The sequence below is a fragment of the Sphingobacterium sp. Ag1 genome, assembly GCF_000988325.1.
Lineage (GTDB): Bacteria > Bacteroidota > Bacteroidia > Sphingobacteriales > Sphingobacteriaceae > Sphingobacterium.
Window position 1 is genome coordinate 1 of the sequence record NZ_LBGU01000004.1, and the last position, 5,558, is coordinate 5,558.

At 49.3% G+C, this 5,558-nt stretch carries 1 protein-coding gene, 2 tRNA genes and 3 rRNA genes; all 6 read left to right on the top strand.

What is annotated here, in order from left to right:
* The coding region (locus tag AAW12_RS26565) for a hypothetical protein (RefSeq protein ID WP_231585169.1) at nucleotides 1–208 on the top strand (208 nt) is incomplete at its 5' end.
* Nucleotides 209–358: 150 nt separating this feature from the next.
* A 16S ribosomal RNA gene (locus AAW12_RS00035) occupies nucleotides 359–1,888 on the top strand.
* A gap of 124 nt (nucleotides 1,889–2,012) precedes the next feature.
* Nucleotides 2,013–2,086 (top strand) — tRNA-Ile (locus AAW12_RS00040).
* Nucleotides 2,087–2,097: 11 nt separating this feature from the next.
* Nucleotides 2,098–2,171, top strand: a tRNA-Ala gene (locus AAW12_RS00045).
* A 231-nt stretch (nucleotides 2,172–2,402) separates the two neighbouring features.
* Nucleotides 2,403–5,284: ribosomal RNA gene (locus AAW12_RS00050) — 23S ribosomal RNA — on the top strand.
* Nucleotides 5,285–5,440: 156 nt separating this feature from the next.
* Nucleotides 5,441–5,552 (top strand): 5S ribosomal RNA (rrf, locus tag AAW12_RS00055).
* Together the 16S, 23S and 5S rRNA genes with 2 tRNA genes alongside form the textbook arrangement of a ribosomal RNA operon.
* The last annotated feature ends 6 nt before the right edge of the window (nucleotides 5,553–5,558 follow it).

The window sequence follows — 5,558 nt, forward strand, 5'->3', positions numbered from 1 at the left end:
GATTTACAATCCCGCTGGATTTATTTTAAACGCGGAAATCTTAAAAAGAGAAAAGAAAAAAAACTTCAGAAAGTTTTTGGAAGTTCAGAAAAGATTTCTACCTTTGCAGTCCCAACGGAAACGAAGGGAAAAACAAAACGATAAAGAGGGGCGCAATGCCTGTCGGAATATAGCGGATACGGAAGTTGAAGCGTCAAAAGTTCTTTAAGAAAACACAATCATGTAAGCGTGACGAGTAGACAGACGAAAGTCGAAAGTCATGAACAAATTCAAGTAATTGTTCAATTCGATCCAAGATCAGAGATATAAAAAAAGAATTCTGATTATTATAAATAGTTGGAATCAAAAACTTCATTTTACAATGGAGAGTTTGATCCTGGCTCAGGATGAACGCTAGCGGCAGGCCTAATACATGCAAGTCGGACGGGATCCATCGGAGAGCTTGCTCGAAGATGGTGAGAGTGGCGCACGGGTGCGTAACGCGTGAGCAACCTACCTCTATCAGGGGGATAGCCTCTCGAAAGAGAGATTAACACCGCATAACATCAACAGTTCGCATGTTCGGTTGATTAAATATTTATAGGATAGAGATGGGCTCGCGTGACATTAGCTAGTTGGTAGGGTAACGGCCTACCAAGGCGACGATGTCTAGGGGCTCTGAGAGGAGAATCCCCCACACTGGTACTGAGACACGGACCAGACTCCTACGGGAGGCAGCAGTAAGGAATATTGGTCAATGGGCGGAAGCCTGAACCAGCCATGCCGCGTGCAGGATGACTGCCCTATGGGTTGTAAACTGCTTTTGTCCAGGAATAAACCTAAATACGTGTATTTAGCTGAATGTACTGGAAGAATAAGGATCGGCTAACTCCGTGCCAGCAGCCGCGGTAATACGGAGGATCCGAGCGTTATCCGGATTTATTGGGTTTAAAGGGTGCGTAGGCGGCCTGTTAAGTCAGGGGTGAAATACGGTGGCTCAACCATCGCAGTGCCTTTGATACTGATGGGCTTGAATCCATTTGAAGTGGGCGGAATAAGACAAGTAGCGGTGAAATGCATAGATATGTCTTAGAACTCCGATTGCGAAGGCAGCTCACTAAGCTGGTATTGACGCTGATGCACGAAAGCGTGGGGATCGAACAGGATTAGATACCCTGGTAGTCCACGCCCTAAACGATGATAACTCGATGTTGGCGATAGACAGCCAGCGTCCCAGCGAAAGCGTTAAGTTATCCACCTGGGGAGTACGCCCGCAAGGGTGAAACTCAAAGGAATTGACGGGGGCCCGCACAAGCGGAGGAGCATGTGGTTTAATTCGATGATACGCGAGGAACCTTACCCGGGCTTGAAAGTTAGTGAAGGGTGCAGAGACGCACCCGTCCTTCGGGACACGAAACTAGGTGCTGCATGGCTGTCGTCAGCTCGTGCCGTGAGGTGTTGGGTTAAGTCCCGCAACGAGCGCAACCCCTATGTTTAGTTGCCAGCATGTAATGGTGGGGACTCTAAACAGACTGCCTGTGCAAACAGCGAGGAAGGTGGGGACGACGTCAAGTCATCATGGCCCTTACGTCCGGGGCTACACACGTGCTACAATGGATGGTACAGCGGGCAGCTACATAGCAATATGATGCTAATCTCTAAAAGCCATTCACAGTTCGGATTGGGGTCTGCAACTCGACCCCATGAAGTTGGATTCGCTAGTAATCGCGTATCAGCAATGACGCGGTGAATACGTTCCCGGGCCTTGTACACACCGCCCGTCAAGCCATGAAAGTTGGGGGTACCTAAAGCATGTTACCGCAAGGAGCGTGTTAGGGTAAAACCGATAATTGGGGCTAAGTCGTAACAAGGTAGCCGTACCGGAAGGTGCGGCTGGAATACCTCCTTTCTAGAGTATCGAAGATCGGTGCTCGTCACGTTACATATGATTGCAAAAGAAGAAAAAACATCAGAAGAAAGTGCCCGCCCCGAAAGGAGCAGGACCGAGAGAGATAGATGAACAGGAAATAGCTAGTCCCGTAGCTCAGTTGGTTAGAGCACTACACTGATAATGTAGGGGTCAGCAGTTCAAATCTGCTCGGGACTACGAAAAAGTAAGGGGAATTAGCTCAGCTGGCTAGAGCACCTGCCTTGCACGCAGGGGGTCAACGGTTCGAATCCGTTATTCTCCACATCTCCGGGAGGGACATCGACAGATGCTCCGAAGAAACAAACCGGAAAAAGAGTTCTTTGACATATTGAAAGAGAAAAAAAATTACAAGAGAAGACAACAGTATAGAGACAATACGTGTATGTGTCTGATGTAGAGAGGAGACCCTCGGTGAATGCCGAACGAATCTTTACGTAGCATATGGGTATATATATCAAAAGCAGCCGCATAGTAGCAAAAGGCTATGCCGGTGAAGAAAGTAAATAAGGGCACACGGGGGATGCCTAGGCTCTCAGAGGCGAAGAAGGACGTGATAAGCTGCGATAAGCTACGGGGATTGGCAAATGCGAAGTGATCCGTAGATTTCCGAATGGGGCAACCTGACTATTTGAAGAATAGTCGTATAAAACGCGAACGCGCTGAACTGAAACATCTAAGTAGGCGTAGGAGAAGAAAATAACAATGATTTCCCAAGTAGTGGCGAGCGAACGGGAAAGAGCCCAAACCGATCATGTTACGGCATGGTCGGGGTTGTAGGACCACGACATTGTACAGCGCTATGAACTGGAAGCAGGTGGGAAACTGCGCAATAAGGGTGAGAGCCCCGTACAGGTAAAGAATGTTGACATAGTGGTATCCTGAGTACCGCGGGACCGGAGAAATCCTGTGGGAATCCACCAGCACCATCTGGTAAGGCTAAATACTCCTGAGAGACCGATAGTGAACCAGTACCGTGAGGGAAAGGTGAAAAGAACCCCGAACAGGGGAGTGAAAAGAACCTGAAACCGTGTGCTTACAAGCGGTTGGAGCAGGCAGGTCCTGTGACAGCGTGCCTTTTGCATAATGAGCCTACGAGTTACTCTTGTCTGGCAAGGTTAAGTCCTTCAGGGACGCAGCCGAAGCGAAAGCGAGTCTTAATAGGGCGCATAGTCAGATGAGGTAGACGCGAAACCTTGTGATCTACCCTTGGGCAGGTTGAAGTTGCAGTAACATGTAATGGAGGACCGAACCGATAAACGTTGAAAAGTTTCCGGATGACCTGAGGGTAGGGGTGAAAGGCCAATCAAACTGGGAAATAGCTCGTACTCCCCGAAATGTTTTTAGGAACAGCGTCGGCGTAGAGTTTGATAGAGGTAGAGCTACCGATTGGGTGCGGGGGAGTCAAATCCTACCAAATCCAGACGAACTCCGAATGCTATCAAATATAGCCGGCAGTGAGGCTTTGGGTGCTAAGGTCCAAGGCCGAGAGGGAAAGAACCCAGACCATCAGCTAAGGTCCCCAAATCCGTTCTAAGTTGAACTAACGAGGTCCGGTTGCCCAGACAGCTAGGATGTTGGCTTGGAAGCAGCCATTCATTTAAAGAGTGCGTAACAGCTCACTAGTCGAGCGGCCGGGCGTGGATAATAAACGGGCATCAAGAACGGTACCGAAGCTATGGATTTGTACTGAAAGATGTACATCTGGTAGGGGAGCATTCCATCGCCGGGGAAGCACAGTGGTAATGCTGTGTGGAGGTTATGGAAAAGCAAATGTAGGCATAAGTAACGATAAGGCGGGTGAGAAACCCGCCCACCGAAAGACCAAGGTTTCCTGATCAACGTTAATCGGATCAGGGTCAGTCGGGACCTAAGGCGCACCCGAAGGGGGCAAGCCGATGGACAACTGGTTAATATTCCAGTACTCTTCATAACTGCGATGTGGTGACGGAGTAGTGACACTGCCGCGAACTGACGGAATAGTTCGTTGAAAGGCGTAGGTATTGGAGTTGTAGGCAAATCCGCAACTCTAGCTGAAACCCAATAGTACAGCAAAGCTCCGGTGGCGCTGATAGAGCAGGTAAACAGACTTCCAAGAAAACCCGCTAAGCTTCAGGTTATGAAGACCCGTACCGCAAACCGACACAGGTGGTCGAGGAGAGAATCCTAAGGTGCTCGAGTGAGTCATGGCTAAGGAACTCGGCAAAATGGCCCTGTAACTTCGGGAGAAGGGGCGCTGTCTCGAAAGAGCAGCCGCAGTGAAAAGGCCCAGGCGACTGTTTAACAAAAACATATGGCTTTGCAAAATCGCAAGATGAAGTATAAGGCCTGACACCTGCCCGGTGCTGGAAGGTTAAGAGGGGATGTCATCGCAAGAGAAGCATTGAATCGAAGCCCCAGTAAACGGCGGCCGTAACTATAACGGTCCTAAGGTAGCGAAATTCCTTGTCGGGTAAGTTCCGACCTGCACGAATGGTGTAACGATCTGGGCGCTGTCTCAGCCATGAGCTCGGTGAAATTGTGGTATCGGTGAAGACGCCGATTACCCGCAACGGGACGGAAAGACCCCATGCACCTTCACTATAGCTTAACATTGAGATTGGGTACAGGATGTGTAGGATAGGCGGGAGATGTTGAAGTGGCTTCGCCAGGAGTCATGGAATCAACCTTGAAATACCGCCCTTTCTGTATTCGGTTTCTAACTCCTTAATGAGGAGGACATTGTTTGGTGGGTAGTTTGACTGGGGTGGTCGCCTCCAAAAAGGTAACGGAGGCTTTCAAAGGTAAGCTCAGTACGCTTGGTAACCGTACGCGGAGTGCAATGGCATAAGCTTGCTTGACTGTGAGACCGACAAGTCGAACAGGGTCGAAAGACGGACATAGTGATCCGGTGGTTCTGTATGGAAGGGCCATCGCTCAAAGGATAAAAGGTACGCTGGGGATAACAGGCTGATCTCCCCCAAGAGCTCATATCGACGGGGAGGTTTGGCACCTCGATGTCGGCTCGTCACATCCTGGGGCTGGAGAAGGTCCCAAGGGTTGGGCTGTTCGCCCATTAAAGTGGCACGCGAGCTGGGTTCAGAACGTCGCGAGACAGTTCGGTCCCTATCTGTTGTGGGCGTTGGAAGTTTGAGTGGATCTGACCTTAGTACGAGAGGACCGGGTTGGACAGACCTCTGGTGAACCTGTTATGCCGCCAGGTGTACGGCAGGGTAGCTACGTCTGGAATAGATAAGCGCTGAAAGCATCTAAGTGCGAAACTAGCCACGAGATGAGACTTCCTTATAGGGTCGTAGAAGATGACTACGTTGATAGGCCATAGGTGTAAAGGTTGAGAGACCAAAGCCAAGTGGTACTAATAGCCCGAAGCTTTCTCAAGCAGATAACACTGTTGTCTTCCTCTTTAATTTTTAGAAACAAAACAGAAACGAAACTCTTTCAATAGATATGTCATTTAGATATGAACATAGGGATTATTTCGGACCTTAAAGGCTCCGGATACTCTTATCCCTGATCTCAGATCTAAAAAAATATTTAGGTGCCTATATCGGCGGTGTCTACCTCTTCCCATTCCGAACAGAGCAGTCAAGCCCGCCAGAGCCGATGGTATTGCCGTAACAGGTGGGAGAGTAGGTCGGTGCCTTTTTTTTAC